Source organism: Mesorhizobium sp. Cs1299R1N1 (assembly GCF_037179655.1).
Lineage (GTDB): Bacteria > Pseudomonadota > Alphaproteobacteria > Rhizobiales > Rhizobiaceae > Mesorhizobium > Mesorhizobium salmacidum.
Window position 1 is genome coordinate 1 of record NZ_JAPYKR010000120.1, and the last position, 505, is coordinate 505.

The window sequence follows — 505 nt, forward strand, 5'->3', positions numbered from 1 at the left end:
GGTCACCTCCTTGAACGAGACGGCGCCGGTCGCCTTGTCGGTGACCGCCATCTGCGTCGTGATCGGCGCGAGCTCATCCCTGAACTTGCCGCCCTGCTGGGCCGCGGCGGTGCGGCGCTGGCTCTCCAGCGAATATTCGTCCTGCTTCTCGCGCGAGATGCCGTAGCGCTTGGCGACGATCTCGGCGGTGTCGATCATGGGCATGTAGACCTCGCCCTTGATCTTGAGCAGCGCGGGATCTTGCGCGTGGAAGCCGTTCATCTTGTCGTTCTGAACCAGCGAGATCGACTCGCCGCCGCCGCCGACCGCGATCTCGACGCCGTCGAAGATCACCGAGCGCGCGGCGAGCGCGATCGCCTGCAGGCCCGAGGCGCATTGCCGGTCGATGGTGGTGCCGGCGACGGTCACGGGGAGACCCGCGCGGAGCAGCGCCTTGCGCGCGATGTTGCCGCCGGTCGCGCCCTGCTGGAGCGCCGCGCCCATCACGACGTCCTCGACCTCCTTC

At 68.7% G+C, this 505-nt stretch carries 1 pseudogene; it reads right to left on the minus strand.

Annotated features, from left to right (window positions below):
* Positions 1 to 505, minus strand: a pseudogene (locus tag O7A70_RS33990) (acetyl-CoA C-acyltransferase); the annotation flags it as partial.